The following is a 15,698-nucleotide window of genomic DNA, read 5'->3' as shown; positions in this document are numbered from 1 at the left end:
TGCTTTGTGCAAGTGCATTGATGGACGGCGGCAGACTGCCAGCCGTCACATCGACGATGTATTGCCGCGCACCGCGTTGATGAATGCGCGAATCCTGTGGTGATCCTTGATGCCTTTGCTCGCTTCTACCCCGCCGCTGACATCCACCGCGTAGGGCTTGACCCGTGCTACCGCGTCGGCAACGTTCTCCGGCGTCAGGCCGCCGGCCAGAATCAGCGGCTTGCTCAAGTGTTGCGGAATCAGTGACCAGTCAAACGCCTCGCCGGTTCCACCGGGCACCCCTTCGACATAGGTGTCGAGCAGTACGCCACTGGCGCCGGGAAAGGCATCGCAGGCAGCAGCAATGTCATCACCCGCCTTGACCCGCAGCGCTTTGATGTACGGACGATGCCAGCCTTCACACTCCTCCGCACTTTCGTCGCCATGGAACTGCAGCAGATCCAGCGGCACCGCATCGAGGATTTCTCCGAGCTCGCAACGGCTGGCATTGACGAACAGCCCCACGGTGGTAACGAACGGCGGCAGCGCCTTGATGATCGCCCGCGCCTGCTGCACGTTCACCGCTCGCGGACTCTTGGCGTAAAACACCAGGCCGATCGCGTCGGCACCGGCTTCGACGGCGGCCAGCGCATCTTCGATGCGGGTAATGCCGCAGATCTTGCTGCGAACGGCTGACATGTCAGGAAAACCTCAAGGCAAAATCCGAAAACGTCCCGGATGGTAACAAAAGCGTTCGAGGGCGTCAGCCGTCAAGTTCGGAGAAACCCGTAAGGAAATGTGGCCCGATAAAGCGCTCGGGCAACGGAAATTCGTCGTGGTACTCGACCTGCACCAGATACAACCCGTAGGGATGCGCCGTGACCCCGCCGGAGCGACGCTCGCGACTTTCCAGAACTTCCTTCATCCACTCCACCGGACGCTCACCGGCACCGATGGTCATCAGCACACCAGCGATATTGCGCACCATGTGATGCAGGAACGCGTTGGCACGAATGTCGAGCACGATCATCTTGCCGTGACGGGTCACGCGCAGGTGATGCATCTTCTTGATCGGCGACTTTGCCTGGCACTGACCGGCCCGGAACGCGCTGAAATCGTGGGTACCAATCAGGTACTGCGCGGCCTCGGCCATACGCTCGGCGTCGAGCGGACGGTGATTCCAGGTGATTTCTTCATTGAGGTGCGCCGGGCGGATCTGATCGTTGTAGATCACATAGCGATAACGCCGGGCAATGGCTTTGAAGCGCGCATGAAAATGCGCCGGCATGACCCTGGCCCAACTGACGCTGATGTCGTGGGGCAGATTGATATTGGCGCCCATGACCCAGGCTTTCAGCGAGCGATCAACCTGGGTGTCAAAGTGCACCACTTGGCCGCAGGCATGCACGCCGGCATCGGTACGCCCGGCGCATTGCAGGGAAACCGGCGAATTGGCGACTTTCGACAGGGCTTTTTCAAGCTCTTCCTGCACAGTCGCCACTCCGGTCAGCTGCCGTTGCCAGCCGCTGTAACGCGAGCCTTTGTACTCAACGCCCAGCGCGACGCGGTAAAAGCCGTCGGGCGCCATTTCGGCGACCGGGTTATCTATGTTTGCCAAGGTGGGACAGCCTGCTGATTTGCAAAGGCGGGCATTATAAGGCGGTGGGCCGGGGATGCCAGAGTTCTCTATCGCATGATCTGCCGCCATCGCTGGCAAGCCAGCTCCCACATTGATTTGCGGCGTGCACCCAACCTGTGGGAGCTGGCTTGCCAGCGATGACGACGGCACTCACAACCCTTCATCCGGCACAAAAAAAACGGCAGCCCCACCGGGCTGCCGCTTGTTGTTTACCGCTGAACTTACGCCAGGTTGGAAAGCATTTCCTTGGCCTCGCCCCGCTGCTTCTCGTCACCCTCGGTCAACACTTCGTTGAGGATGTCACGCGCACCGTCAGCGTCGCCCATGTCGATGTAAGCCTGGGCCAGATCGAGTTTGGTCGCTGCTTCGTCTGTGCCGGCGAGAAAGTCGAAATCATCTTCACCCAGGTCATCACCCAACGCTGCGTCCGCTTCGGTGAAGCTCGGTTCAGCCATGCTTTGCGACAGGCGATCCAGCTCGGCATTGACGTCGTCGAGCTCGGCCGCGAAGGCGTCCGGCTCGGCGGCTGGGTTGGTGTCCATTTCGTCGGCCAGCGACAGGTCGAAATCGGCTGGGAGTTCCAGATCGTCCTGCGGCACGTCAGCAACTACCGGCGTCTCGACCGGCGGCAAGTCCTTCACGCCGTCGTCAAGATCCAGCAGGAAGTCATCTTCAGCCAACGTGGCCGGCGATGGTTCGGCGCCCAGATCCATGTCCAGATCGAAGTCCGACAGATCGTCGAGATTGTCTTTCATCTCGGTCTGCTCTTGCAGCACCGAAGCGAAGCTCAGATCGTCTTCGGCCGGAAACGCGTCTAGCTCGACAGGCGCTTCTGGCTCGACCGCTGGCGCAGGATCGACCGGGGTGATGTTGTCGAGGTCGTCCAGGCTCAAATCGAACGCGGTGTCGAGATCGTCAGCGGCAGCCTCGGGCGCTTGCGGCTCGTCTTGCAGCAATTCCTTGACGTACTGCGCGTCCAGTTCGGCAGCGACGGCGGCAGCTGCCAGCCCACCGGCAGCGACCACAGCCATGGCCGGGAAGCGGCTTTTCAGCGCTTCGACCTTGGCGAAGTTATCGCCATTGGCCACCAGTTGACGCTCTTGCGCAACGAACGCATCGCGGTCGCCCTGCTGACCGTAGACTTCCATCAGCTTCAGGCGCAGATCGCTGCGTTCCGGCTCAAGGCTGACGCCCTCTTCCAGCAGCGCAGCGGCCTGATTAAGGCGGCCGGCATTGATGTGCGATTGCGCTTTGTCGAGCACATCATCAGAGCGTTCGCCGGCCGGGGCCACCAGTGGTGCGGCAATCGGCGCAGCCATCACCACCGGAGTGACGACCGGGGCAGGGGCTGGCGCAGGTGCCGGAGCTGGCGTGTTGAGCTTGACGCTGGCTGCCGGGGTTTCCAGGCCGGAGAAGCTGCTTTCCGGCAGATCCTGCTCAGCGGAGAACTCTTGCTCTTCAGCCAGAGCGCGGGCCATGCGCAGGTGCTTTTCGGCTTCCTGCTGGGCTTTGCGACGGCGCGCCAGCAGCAACAGCAGAAGCAGCAGAACCACCGCACCGCCGCCGATCAGGCCGAGCAGAATCGGATTGGTCAGCAGTTCATTGAAGGCTTTGTCGTCATCGGCGGCAGCAGGCGTGGTTTCGACCACCGGCTCGACGACCGGCTCAACCGGGGTTTCCGCTGGCGGCGCGATGGCCGACTCTGGAGTCGGTGAAGCCGCTGCGGCGTCGGCCGGGGTGGCTGGCGGTGTTGCGGCCAGTTCGGCAGTGATCGCCGGCACCGGCGGCACAGCAGCAGTGGCGCCAGGCGCAGCGCCGGCGCCGTCGGCCTGCATCTTCGCCAGTTGATTGTTCTTCAGCTCGATCAGCTTTTGCAGCTTGTCCAGCTGGCTCTGCAGATCAGCCATGCGGCTTTTCAGTTCCTCGTTGTCACGGCGGGTCGTGTCGAGGTTTTCCTGAGTAATTGCCAGTTTGTTGCTCAGCGCCTTGGCGTCGCCGGCCGGGCCTTTCGCACCGGGCTTGGCGCTTTCCGCCGAGACCAAGCTCAGATTGTCCTGGGTGTTGGCCGCTGCACCGGTATTGCCACGGCCACGATTGGTCGCATCCAGCTGCTGTTGACCGGTGCCAGGCTTGCCCACATAACGCCGGCCCTGACGCCAGGCTTCGTTCTGCGCCGCCACTTCAGCGATGGCAGCCGACTGCGGCAGCGCTGTGCTTTGTACCGGGTCAGGCAGACGCAGCACCTGGCCGGTTTTCAGACGGTTGATGTTGCCGTCGATAAAGGCATTCGGATTGAGCGCCTGAATCGCCAGCATGGTCTGCTGCACCGAGCCACCGTTGCGCGCCTTCGCGGCGATTTCCCACAGGGTGTCGCGCGGCGTGGTGGTGTATTGATTGCGATGGGTGGCGCCAGTGGTTGGCGCGGTGATGGTCTGCGACGGCGCCGGTTGCGCGGCGGCGTCTGCGGTCTGCGGCGAGAATTTCGACGGATCGAGCAGCACGCTGTAATCACGCAACAAGCGGCCATTGGGCCACATCACCTGCACGAGGAACTTCACCATCGGTTCCGACAGCGGTTGGCTCGAGGTCACGCGCAACACGCTTTTGCCGTTGGCGTTGAGCACCGGGGTGAACGTCAGGTCATTGAGAAAAGCCTGACGGTCGACGCCGGCCTTGGCGAAATCTTCAGGGGAAGCCAGGCTCGGCACCACTTCGGCAGCGGTGAGATCCTTGACGTCGAGCAGCTCGATTTCAGCCACCAACGGCTGGTTCAGGGTCGACTTCAGGGTCAGCTCCCCGAGCCCGAGGGCATGCGCCATACCGGAGGACAGCGCCGAGGCGGCCGCTATTGCTAACACCAGTTTGCGAACTTGAACCATAGCCTCATCCTTTGTTTGAACGTTCCTCGGCCAGCGAGAAGCTTTTGAATACCGCTGCCGTAAGGCATTGCGCGCGACGACGGGGGTCGCCGCGCGCGATCATTTCGGTGCTGCCCCGGAAAGTCCCGGAGGGTGACTCGTCATCGACGCGCTTCGGGCAAGCATAGCGCTCACCTAGAATCAGTCGACAAATTGTTGCCAAGTATCTTTTACAGCAGGTCTTTTATCAACAACTCAGCCAGTTGCACGGCGTTGAGCGCCGCGCCTTTGCGTACGTTATCTGACGTCAGCCAAAGATTTAGTTCCGCCGGGTCGTCGACGCCCGTCCGCACGCGGCCTACGTAGACCACGTCCTGCCCCACCGCATCGCCGACCGCGGTCGGATAATCACCGGCCTCGACCAGCTCGATGCCCGGTGCAGCCTCAAGCGCTGCGTTGACCTTTTCCAGGTCAACAGCGCTGCCTGACTGCAAGGTCACGCTAAAGCTATCGCCAAAAAACACCGGGGCTTGAACGCAAGTGGCAGAAATCTTCAATAAAGGTTTTGCCAGAACCTGGCGCAGCTCTCGAACCAATCGTTTTTCCAGCAGCGTGTGGCCCTGCGCATCAGGCGTACCGACTTGTGCCAGCAGGTTGAACGCCATCTGCCGATCAAAGAACGTCGGCTCCAGCGGGCGCATGTTGAGCAGCTCGGCGGTCTGCCGCGCGAGCTCGGTGACTGCCTCGCGGCCTTGTGCCGAAACGGCCAGATTGGCGGTGACGTTGACGTATTGCAGATCGAGCAGATCGAGCAACGGCGCCAGCACCACCGCAAGCGTCGTAGCAGACGGGCTTGGGCTGCTGACCTGGAATGGGCTTTTCAGACTGGCGAGAATATCGGCATTGGCCTCCGGCACCACCTGTGGCGCCTGATCGGTGGACAAGGCGCCGGACAAGTCGATCAACGAGCAACCGGCAGCATGGGCGCGGGCGGCGTAGCTCAGCGACACCGCAGCGCCGGCGGCGAAGAACACCAGTCTGACCTTGCTGAAATCGAACTCGTCGACCTCGCGCACGCGGACGTTTTTGTTGCGGAACAGCACCGAGCTGCCGGCCGATTCACTGCTGGCCAGCAGGTGCAGGTTGCCGACCGGGAAGTCGCGTTCTTCGAGAATCTGTACGAGGGTTTCGCCGACAGTACCGGTGGCGCCGATAACGGCGATATCGAAAGTCTGGGTCATGGAGCTACCTCTGGCAAAACGGGGGGAGCGGCACTTTACCGGGTGGGTGGCGCGCAGGCAATTTCTGCAGGATTTGCGGCGGCTGGACCGGCCCTTTCGCGAGCAGGCTCGCTCCCACAGGGACCGCATTTCAATGTGGGAGCGAGCCTGCTCGCGAAAAAGGCAGTACAGACACCGGAGAAATCCTTGGCATAAAAAAACCCGCACCTCTCACAAGGCACGGGCTTCTTCAATGCTTCAAGCGATCAACGCTCGAGCAGGATTCGCAGCATGCGGCGCAGCGGTTCGGCCGCACCCCACAGCAGCTGGTCGCCGACGGTGAAGGCGCCGACGAATTGCGAACCCATGTTCAGCTTGCGCAGACGACCGACCGGTACATTCAGGGTGCCGGTGACCTTGGTCGGGCTCAGCTCCTGCATGCTGATCTCGCGGTTGTTCGGTACCAGCTTGACCCAAGGGTTGTGCTGGCTGATCAGCCCTTCGATATCGGCGATCGGTACGTCTTTGTTCAGCTTGATGGTCAGCGCCTGGCTGTGGCAGCGCATGGCGCCGATGCGCACGCAGATGCCGTCGACCGGGATCGGGCTCTTGAAGCGACCGAGAATCTTGTTGGTCTCGGCCTGGGCCTTCCACTCTTCGCGGCTCTGGCCGTTCGGCAGTTCCTTGTCGATCCATGGGATCAGGCTGCCGGCCAGCGGTACGCCGAAGTTTTCGGTCGGGTACGCGTCGCTGCGCATGGCTTCGGCCACGCGACGGTCGATGTCGAGGATCGCGCTGGCCGGATCGGCCAGTTGATCGGCGACAGCGGCGTGGGTCGCGCCCATCTGCTTGATCAGTTCACGCATGTTCTGCGCGCCGGCACCGGAGGCCGCCTGATAGGTCATGGCGCTCATCCACTCGACCAGACCGGCCTCGAACAGACCGCCCAGGCCCATCAGCATCAGGCTGACGGTGCAGTTGCCGCCGATGTAGTTCTTGGTACCCGCGTCCAGCTGCTGGTCGATGACCTTGCGGTTGACCGGGTCGAGAATGATCACCGCGTCATCGTTCATGCGTAGGCTCGACGCCGCGTCGATCCAGTAACCCTGCCAGCCGGCTTCACGCAGCTTCGGGAATACTTCGCTGGTGTAGTCGCCGCCTTGGCAGGTCAGGATCACGTCGAGGGTCTTCAGCTCGTCAATGCTGTAAGCGTCCTTGAGAGGAGCAATGTCCTTGCCCACGGACGGGCCTTGGCCACCGACATTGGACGTGGTGAAAAACACCGGCTCGATAAGATCGAAATCCTGCTCTTCCAGCATCCGCTGCATGAGCACGGAACCGACCATCCCGCGCCAACCGATCAGACCTACACGTTTCATCGCAACTACACCTTCTTGAAAGTGGGCCGCTGCTTTGTATTGAATTTCGCAGCGGGCCCGAGAGATTACAGATTCCGCAGCGCGGCGACTACTGCGTCGCCCATTTCCTGCGTACCGACTTTGGTACAACCGGCCGAGTGGATGTCGCCAGTGCGCAAGCCCTGATCGAGCACGACACTGACGGCTTTTTCGATGGCATCGGCAGCGTCGTGCAGATTGAAGCTGTAACGCAGCATCATCGATACCGACAGGATCGTCGCCAGCGGGTTGGCAATGCCTTTGCCAGCAATGTCCGGCGCCGAACCATGGCACGGCTCGTACATGCCCTTGTTGTTGGAATCCAGCGAGGCCGACGGCAGCATGCCGATCGAGCCGGTGAGCATCGACGCTTCGTCGGAGAGGATGTCGCCGAACATGTTGTCGGTGACGATCACGTCGAACTGCTTGGGTGCGCGCACCAACTGCATGGCGGCGTTGTCGACGTACATGTGGCTCAGTTCGACTTCCGGGTAATCCTTGGCCACTTGCTCGACCACTTCGCGCCACAACTGGCTGGATGCCAGGACGTTGGCCTTGTCCACCGAGCAGAGCTTCTTGCCACGAACCATGGCCATGTCGAAACCGACACGGGCGATGCGGCGGATTTCGCTTTCGCTGTACGGCAGCGTGTCGTAGGACTGACGCTCGCCGTTGTCCAGCGTACGGGTGCCACGCGGCGCGCCGAAGTAAATGCCGCCGGTCAGCTCACGGACAATGAGGATGTCCAGACCGGCAACGATTTCCGGTTTCAGGCTCGACGCGTCGGCCAGTTGCGGATAGAGGATCGCCGGGCGCAGGTTGCCGAACAGGCCCAGTTGCGCGCGGATTTTCAGCAGACCGCGCTCAGGGCGGATGTCACGCTCGATGGTGTCCCATTTCGGGCCACCGACCGCGCCCAGAAGCACGGCGTCGGCAGCGCGGGCGCGATCAAGGGTTTCGTCGGCCAGCGGCACGCCATGCTTGTCGATGGCCGCGCCGCCGATCACGTCGTGGCTCAGCTCGAAGCCCAGGCTGTACTTGTCATTGGCCAATTCCAGCACCTTGACCGCTTCGGCCATGATTTCCGGACCAATACCGTCACCCGGGAGAATCAGAATCTGCTTGCTCATGCTTTCCTCGTGTCTTCAAGCGGTGCGCCAGTGAACGGCGCGCCGGGAAAAATTCCTATCGCTCGGCCATCAGTACGATCACATCGGTACTGAACGAGCCGTCGGCATCTATCTCAAAATACTCACGCACTTCGTTGCCCATCGACTGCTGCAACTGGCGGATCGCCGCGCGCATCACGTCAGGTGTGCGCATGCGCTCGACCCAGCTGCTGTACTCCAGACGCAGGCGCTGCCGGGTGGTACTGCGCACATGCAGACCAGCCTCGCTGACCTGGCGCAGCCACTCGGCGGCGGAGTAGTCGCGGACATGGCTGGTGTCGCGCAGCACTTCGACGCTTTGCAGGTAAGTGTCGAACAACGCACTGCCCGGTGACAACACGTCAACGAAAGCCGCCACCCCGCCCGGCTTCAGCACCCGGCGCACTTCGCGCAAGGCGAGACCGAGGTCGCTCCAGTGATGCGCCGAGTACCGGCTAAACACAAAATCGAACTCGCCATCAACGAACGGCAAGCGCTCGGCAGCGCCGTTGACGGTAATGATGTTGTTCAAGCCGCGATCAACGGCAGCGCCGGCAACCACATCAAGCATTTGCTGCGACAGGTCGTAAGCCACCACTTCCTTGACCAATGGAGCGACGTGGAAACTGACATGGCCTGCGCCGCAACCCAAGTCCAGCAAACGAGCCTCGCCCTGCCCGGCCAGCTCAGCCTGTAGCAATGCGAATTCGGTGCCTTGAGCGTGAACCGCGCTGCTCAGGTAGGCGGCGGCCTGTTCACCGAATTGCTTTTGTACGACCTGAGTGTGTTGGGCGGTACTGGTCATGGGCACATCCTGGTATCTATGTTGTTTGCGCTGCCGTCTTCGCGAGCAGGCTCGCTCCCACAGGGGAATGCATTCCAAGGTGGGAGCGAGCCTGCTCGCGAAGGGGCCAGCCCTGACTACATCAATCTCGAATCACGCGTCGCGAAACAACCACGGCTGGCTAACTCGATGCTTGGCCTCGAACGTCGCGATCGCATCGCCGTCCTGCAAGGTCAGGCCGATATCGTCCAGACCGTTGAGCAGGCAGTGCTTGCGGAACGCATCGATCTCGAAGCTGTACACCTTGCCATCCGGGCGGGTCACGGTCTGCGCTTGCAAGTCGATCTGCAATTGATAACCCGGCTCGGCTTCAACCTGCTTAAACAGTTCATCAACTTCTGCATCGCTGAGAATGATCGGCAGCAGGCCGTTCTTGAAACTGTTGTTGAAGAAGATGTCGGCGTAACTCGGCGCGATGATGCTGCGGAAACCGTACTCTTCCAGCGCCCACGGCGCGTGTTCACGGCTCGAGCCGCAGCCGAAGTTCTCGCGGGCGAGCAATACGCTGGCACCCTGATAACGCTCGGCGTTGAGGACGAAATCCTTGTTCAGCGGGCGCTTGGAGTTGTCCTGGTACGGCTGGCCGACATCCAGATAACGCCACTCGTCGAACAGGTTCGGACCAAAACCGGTGCGCTTGATCGACTTCAAGAACTGCTTGGGAATGATCTGATCGGTGTCGACGTTGGCACGATCCAAAGGCGCGACAAGACCAGTGTGCTGAGTAAATGCCTTCATCTTTACTGTGCTCCTTGGATCAATTCACGAACGTCGATGAAACGGCCGTTCACCGCTGCTGCTGCCGCCATGGCCGGGCTGACCAAGTGGGTACGGCCACCGGCGCCCTGACGGCCTTCGAAGTTACGGTTGGAAGTCGAGGCGCAATGCTCGCCGGACTCCAAACGGTCCGGGTTCATCGCCAGGCACATCGAGCAACCCGGCTCGCGCCATTCGAAACCGGCCTCGAGGAAAATCTTGTCCAGCCCTTCGGCTTCAGCCTGCGCTTTGACCAGACCCGAGCCCGGCACGACGATTGCCTGCTTGATGGTCGAGGCGACCTTGCGGCCCTTGGCGATGACCGCAGCGGCGCGCAAGTCTTCGATGCGCGAGTTGGTGCAGGAACCGATGAATACGCGATCAAGCTGAATGTCGGTGATCGCCTGATTGGCGGTCAGACCCATGTATTTCAAGGCGCGAACGATCGAGTCACGTTTGACCAGATCCATTTCCTTGGCCGGATCCGGCACGTTCTGATCAACAGCCAAAACCATCTCAGGCGAAGTGCCCCAGCTGACTTGCGGCTTGATTTGCGCGGCGTCGAGCTCGACCACGGTGTCGAATTTGGCATCGGCATCGGAAACCAGGTCTTTCCAGGCTTCGACGGCCATGTCCCACTGCTCGCCCTTCGGCGCGAATGGACGACCTTTGACGTAGTCGATGGTCTTCTGATCTGCCGCCACCAGGCCCACGCGGGCGCCGGCTTCGATGGACATGTTGCAGATGGTCATGCGGCCTTCGACGGACAGATCGCGGATCGCGCTGCCGGCAAACTCGATGGCATGGCCGTTACCGCCGGCGGTGCCGATCTTGCCGATCACCGCAAGGACAATGTCCTTGGCGGTCACGCCGAACGGCAATTGGCCTTCGACGCGCACCAGCATGTTTTTCATTTTCTTGGCCACCAGGCACTGCGTGGCGAGCACGTGCTCGACCTCGGATGTGCCGATGCCGTGGGCCAACGCGCCGAATGCGCCATGGGTCGAGGTGTGCGAGTCGCCGCAAACCACGGTCATGCCCGGCAGGGTCGCGCCCTGCTCCGGGCTGATCACGTGAACGATGCCCTGACGCACGTCGTTCATCTTGAATTCGACGATGCCGTATTCATCGCAGTTGTCGTCGAGGGTCTGCACCTGCAAACGCGAGACCTGGTCGGCAATGGCTTCGATCCCGCCCTTGCGCTCCGGAGTGGTCGGTACGTTGTGGTCCGGGGTCGCGATGTTGGCATCGATGCGCCAAGGCTTGCGCCCGGCCAGACGCAAGCCTTCGAAAGCTTGCGGCGAAGTCACTTCGTGGATGATGTGACGATCGATGTAGATCAGCGCCGAGCCATCGTCGCGCTGCTTGACCAAATGCGAATCCCAGAGCTTGTCGTAGAGCGTTTTGCCGGCCATCAGACGGTTCCTCATCAGCTTGTTTCTATGCCCTGGGCTTATCAATAACCCTTTGGCTTGTGAGGCCGATCCTATGGGGTTAGATTAAATAACTCAAATTCATATTTTTTATGCTTTGGATAACCAACTGGAATGCGACATGGATCTGGCTAACCTGAATGCTTTTATTGCCATCGCCGAGACCGGCAGCTTCTCCGGCGCCGGCGAACGCCTTCATCTGACACAACCGGCGATCAGCAAGCGCATCGCCGGGCTTGAGCAGCAATTGAAAGTGCGCCTGTTTGATCGACTAGGTCGCGAAGTCGGTCTGACCGAGGCGGGTCGCGCCCTGCTGCCAAGGGCCTATCAGATTCTCAATGTGCTCGACGACACCCGCCGCGCCCTGACCAACCTGACCGGTGAAGTCAGCGGCCGCCTTACGCTGGCGACCAGTCACCACATCGGCCTGCACCGCTTGCCGCCTCTATTAAGGGAGTTCACCCGCCGCTACCCACAGGTTGCGCTGGATATTCAGTTCCTTGATTCGGAAGTGGCCTACGAGGAAATTCTCCACGGCCGCGCAGAACTGGCGGTCATCACCCTCGCGCCAGAGCCGCACACCCTGGTCAAAGCCACGCCGGTGTGGGACGACCCGCTGGATTTCGTCGTCGCCCCGGAGCATTCGCTGATCAACAACGGCGCCGTCAGTCTGGCGGACATCGCCGGTCATCCGGCGGTTTTCCCCGGCGGCAACACGTTTACCCACCACATCGTCCAGCGTTTGTTCGAAGCCCAGGGCCTGACGCCGAACATCGCCATGAGCACCAACTATCTGGAAACCATCAAGATGATGGTCTCCATCGGCCTGGCCTGGAGCGTGCTGCCGCGCACCATGCTCGACGAACAAGTGGCAAGCATCGCATTGCCGGGCATACAGCTCACTCGCCAGCTAGGCTATATCTTGCACACCGAACGGACGCTATCGAATGCAGCACGCGCCTTCATGGCCCTGCTGGATGCACAAATCGATCGGCCAGGGATCCCGGCCTGACTTGTGCTACTCCTATAGAGCCGCTCCTGTGCCTCACGCCACTCAGCTCAAGGCCCGCTGACAATGCCGAAATCTGTTGACCGAATTCCGCCGATGCCGCGAATCCAGGCTGTTGATCCGCGCCATTCCGAGCAGAGCTGGGAAAGCGCGCCGCAATTGCTCGCCGCGCTCAACGGCGCGCGGCTCGGTGCCTGGTATTGGGACATCGAACGTGGGCAGATCAGCTGGTCACGGGGCACTCAGGCATTGTTCGGTTTCGATCCACGGCAGCCATTACCTGCCGACCTGGAATACCTCGACCTGTTGCCGCCGGAAGACCGTGCGAAAACCGTGCGTGCTTTCCACGCGGTGATCGCCGGCGCCCCTCTGGAGCAGGCGATGCATCACCGTATTCGCTGGCCCGACGGCAGCCTGCACTGGCTGGAGATCAGCGGCAGCCTGCTGCCAGACAAGAACGGCCGGCCCCGAATGATCGGGGTGATTCGCGAAATCACCCACCAACGCCAGCGCGAGCAGGCCCTGAGCAGCTCGGAGAAACGTTTCGCGACACTTTTCCACCTGTGCCCAAACATGGTTCTGCTGACCCGTCAGGATGACGGTCTGATCAGCGAGGCCAACCAGTATTTCGAAAGCCTGTTCGGCTGGCCGGTGCAAAGCGCAATCGGCCGCACCACCCTGGAACTGGGCCTGTGGGTGCACCCAGAGCAACGCGCCGAACTGGTGAAGAAAACCAAAGCCAAGGGCGAACTGATCAGCATGGAAGTGCAGTTTCGCGCCAGCAATGGCCAGGTGCACGACGGCATCCTCAGTGCACAGAAGGTCGAGCTCGAAGGCCAGCCCTATCTGCTCAGCACCTTCCTCGACACCACCGAACGCAAAGCCGCCGAACTGGCCTTGAAGGACAGCCAGGAGCGCCTCGACCTGGCGCTGGACTCGGCGCAACTCGGCACCTGGGACTGGCACATCCCCAGCGGCATGCTTTACGGATCGGCGCGCGCTGCGCAATTGCACGGGCTGGAGCCGATTCCATTCCATGAATCATTCGAGGAGTTTTTCGAAGGCGTGCCGGGCGAGGAGCGCGACAGCATGCGCGACGCCTACCGCAGCCTGCGCGAAGGTCCGGCCGGCAATTATCAACTGACCTACCGCGTGCAATTGCCCGACGGCAGCTCGCGCTATCTGGAAAGCCGCGCGCGTCTCTATCGCGACGACAACGGCGCGCCGCTGCGCATGGCCGGCACGTTGCTGGACATCACCGATCAGGTCGAGCGCGAGCAGCGGCTGGTCGCCTCGGAAGAGAAATTCGCCACGCTGTTTCAGGTCAGCCCCGATCCGATCTGCGTCACGCGCCAGGAAACCGGGGAATTCATCGAAATCAATTCGAGCTTCAGCCAGACCTTTGGCTGGAGCGCCGCCGATGTGATTGGCCACACCGCCGAAGAAATCGGCCTGTGGGACGCCTCGGCAAAGAGCCTGCAACGCATCGAACGGGTGATTCGCGAACAAGGCCTGAGCAACGTGGCCATTCTCGTCCAGCACAAGGACGGCCAGTCGCTGACCTGCGTGATTTCCAGCCGGCAGATCAGCGTCGGCGACCAGCCGTGCATCGTCACCACCCTGCGCGACATCACCCAGCAACAACGCTCGGAAGCGGCGCTGAAGGCCAGCGAAGAAAAATTTGCCAAGGCGTTTCACTCCAGCCCTGACGCCATCACCATCACCGAGCGCGACACCGGGCGTTATCTGGAGGTCAACGACGGCTTCTGTCGCCTCACCGGCTATCGCGCCGACGAAGTGGTGGGCAAAACCGTTTATCAGGTGGGGATCTGGGCCGAAGAGAAACAACGCTCGACCCTACTCGCCGAGTTGCAGATCAAGGGCCGCGTGCATCATCAGGAAATGCTCGGGCGCAACAAGCGCGGCGAGTTGCTCACCGTTGAGGTCTCGGTCGAGCCGATCACCCTCAATGAAACCGCGTGCCTGCTGCTGACCGCGCGCGATGTCAGCCTGTTGAAGAACGCCGAAGCGCAGATTCGTCACCTGGCCTATCACGACCCGCTGACCAACCTGCCCAACCGCGCCTTGCTGATGGATCGCCTGAGTCAGCAGATCGCCCTGCTCAAGCGCCACAATCTGCGCGGCGCCTTGCTGTTTCTCGACCTCGATCACTTCAAGCACATCAACGATTCCCTCGGTCACCCGGTCGGCGACACCGTGCTGAAAATCATCACCGCGCGGCTCGAAGCCAGCGTGCGCATGGAAGACACGGTAGCTCGCCTCGGTGGCGATGAGTTCGTGGTGTTGCTCAGCGGCCTCGAAGGTTCGCGCAGTGAAGTCAGCGAACAAGTGCGCGCGCTGGCCAACACCATTCGCGAATTGCTTTCGGAGCCGATGTTCCTCGATGGCCAGCGCCTGCAAGTGACGCCGAGCATTGGCGTGGCGCTGATTCCCGATCACGGTTCGACCCCGACCGACCTGCTCAAACGCGCCGACATCGCCCTGTACCGGGCCAAGGATTCCGGGCGCAATACCACGCAGATGTATCACAACACCATGCAGAAAGCGGCCAGCGAACGCCTGCGCATGGAGACCGACCTACGCTTGGCGCTGTCGCGCGGCGAGTTCAACGTGCACTTCCAGCCGCAAGTCGATGCCCGCGACAACCGCATCATCGGCGCCGAAGCCCTGGTACGCTGGAACCATCCTGAACTTGGCGCGCAATCGCCTACCGAGTTCATCAAGGTGCTGGAAGATAGCGGCCTGATTCTCGAAGTCGGCACCTGGATCCTCGATGAAGCCTGTAACGCCTTCAAACAATTGATCGCGTTGAAACTCGTTGACCCGCTGAACTTCAGCCTGTGCGTGAACATCAGCCCGAGGCAGTTCCGCCAGAACGATTTCGTCGAACGCATCGAACACAGCATGACCAGCCACGGCCTGCCCTGCTCGCTACTGAAACTGGAAATCACCGAAGGCATCGTCATTCAGAATCTGGAAGACACCATCAGCAAAATGCGCCGGCTGAAAAAGCTCGGCGTGAGCTTCGCCATGGACGATTTCGGCACCGGTTATTCATCGCTGACGTATTTGAAGCGGCTACCGGTAGACACCCTGAAGATCGACCAGTCGTTCATCCGCGATGCAACCACTGACTCCAATGTCGCGGAGATCATTCGCGCAATTGTCGCGATGGCCCGCAGCTTGGAATTGGAAGTGATTGCCGAAGGCGTGGAGACGCCCGCGCAACTGGCGTTTTTGCAGGGGCTGGAATGCCATTTGTATCAGGGTTATCTGCACAGCCGGCCGGTGGGGTTGGAGGATCTGAAAAAACTGCTGCCCTGAATCGGCGGTCGCACAGACTGGCAACAGAGCAACAATTGCCACGGTTTGCGTCAGCCTGTAGGGTCGCGTT

11 protein-coding genes are annotated in these 15,698 nt (G+C 61.2%); 2 read left to right on the top strand and 9 right to left on the bottom strand.

Annotated features, from left to right (window positions below; translation table 11 throughout):
* Positions 1-45: 45 nt before the first annotated feature.
* From AB4N85_RS04715 to leuC, 9 genes are all read right to left on the bottom strand, one after another.
* On the bottom strand, positions 46-678 hold the full coding sequence (locus tag AB4N85_RS04715) for a phosphoribosylanthranilate isomerase (RefSeq protein ID WP_095179496.1): 633 nt from the start codon (positions 676-678) through the stop codon (positions 46-48).
* A 64-nt stretch (positions 679-742) separates the two neighbouring features.
* Positions 743-1,567, bottom strand: a complete 825-nt coding sequence (gene truA / locus AB4N85_RS04710) for a tRNA pseudouridine(38-40) synthase TruA (protein WP_016773937.1) — start codon at positions 1,565-1,567, stop codon at positions 743-745.
* Positions 1,568-1,839: 272 nt separating this feature from the next.
* Positions 1,840-4,497 carry a FimV/HubP family polar landmark protein gene (locus AB4N85_RS04705; protein WP_236169452.1) on the bottom strand — a complete coding sequence of 886 codons (2,658 nt, stop codon included), beginning with the start codon at positions 4,495-4,497 and terminating at the stop codon, positions 1,840-1,842.
* 209 nt (positions 4,498-4,706) lie between these two features.
* A complete protein-coding gene (locus AB4N85_RS04700) occupies positions 4,707-5,717 on the bottom strand; it encodes an aspartate-semialdehyde dehydrogenase (protein ID WP_041478533.1) in 1,011 nt (336 codons plus the stop codon).
* A 245-nt stretch (positions 5,718-5,962) separates the two neighbouring features.
* Positions 5,963-7,075, bottom strand: coding sequence for an aspartate-semialdehyde dehydrogenase (asd, locus tag AB4N85_RS04695; protein ID WP_016773934.1), 1,113 nt, complete (start codon positions 7,073-7,075; stop codon positions 5,963-5,965).
* Between the two features lie 65 nt (positions 7,076-7,140).
* Positions 7,141-8,223 carry a 3-isopropylmalate dehydrogenase gene (gene leuB, locus AB4N85_RS04690; RefSeq protein WP_016773933.1) on the bottom strand — a complete coding sequence of 361 codons (1,083 nt, stop codon included), beginning with the start codon at positions 8,221-8,223 and terminating at the stop codon, positions 7,141-7,143.
* A 55-nt stretch (positions 8,224-8,278) separates the two neighbouring features.
* The gene (locus tag AB4N85_RS04685) at positions 8,279-9,046 is read right to left on the bottom strand and encodes a class I SAM-dependent methyltransferase (protein WP_056784380.1); all 768 of its coding nucleotides are present in this window, start codon (positions 9,044-9,046) and stop codon (positions 8,279-8,281) included.
* A 132-nt stretch (positions 9,047-9,178) separates the two neighbouring features.
* The gene (gene leuD / locus AB4N85_RS04680) at positions 9,179-9,823 is read right to left on the bottom strand and encodes a 3-isopropylmalate dehydratase small subunit (protein ID WP_024012386.1); all 645 of its coding nucleotides are present in this window, start codon (positions 9,821-9,823) and stop codon (positions 9,179-9,181) included.
* A gap of 2 nt (positions 9,824-9,825) precedes the next feature.
* A complete protein-coding gene (gene leuC / locus AB4N85_RS04675; protein ID WP_041478531.1) occupies positions 9,826-11,256 on the bottom strand; it encodes a 3-isopropylmalate dehydratase large subunit in 1,431 nt (476 codons plus the stop codon).
* A gap of 139 nt (positions 11,257-11,395) precedes the next feature.
* Between leuC and AB4N85_RS04670 the strand changes: the two genes are divergently transcribed.
* Positions 11,396-12,286, top strand: a complete 891-nt coding sequence (locus tag AB4N85_RS04670; protein WP_024012384.1) for a LysR family transcriptional regulator — start codon at positions 11,396-11,398, stop codon at positions 12,284-12,286.
* Positions 12,287-12,349: 63 nt separating this feature from the next.
* The gene (locus tag AB4N85_RS04665; RefSeq protein WP_460067163.1) at positions 12,350-15,628 is read left to right on the top strand and encodes a PAS domain S-box protein; all 3,279 of its coding nucleotides are present in this window, start codon (positions 12,350-12,352) and stop codon (positions 15,626-15,628) included.
* Positions 15,629-15,698 lie beyond the last annotated feature (70 nt).

The organism is Pseudomonas sp. H1_G08 (genome assembly GCF_054681355.1).
This window is presented reverse-complemented; position numbering and strand designations above follow the sequence as displayed.